Source organism: Brevibacterium sp. HMSC063G07 (assembly GCF_001810665.1).
Lineage (GTDB): Bacteria > Actinomycetota > Actinomycetes > Actinomycetales > Brevibacteriaceae > Brevibacterium.
Genome location: NZ_KV802369.1, coordinates 1 through 206 on the forward strand (window position 1 = coordinate 1; position 206 = coordinate 206).

General features: G+C 59.7%; 1 protein-coding gene. It reads right to left on the minus strand.

Annotation, left to right across the window (positions count from 1 at the left end; all coding sequences use genetic code 11):
* Positions 1 to 206: chemotaxis protein CheW (locus HMPREF2757_RS11295; protein WP_176745936.1), on the minus strand; the 206-nt coding region annotated here is incomplete at both ends.

A 206-nucleotide genomic window follows, 5' to 3' on the forward strand; every position in this document is an offset into this window, starting at 1 on the left:
ATGTTCAGCACGATCACCACCGTGAACTGGTCGTACGTCGGCTCCCCGAGCCTGAACTTGATGCGCATGTCGATGATCGGAACGATGATCCCGCGCAGGTTCACCACTCCCTTGATGTATTCCGGCGCGTTCGCGATGCGCGTCACCGCGTCGTACCCGCGCAACTCCTGCACCTTCTGGATGTCTATGCCGTACTCTTCCTCGCC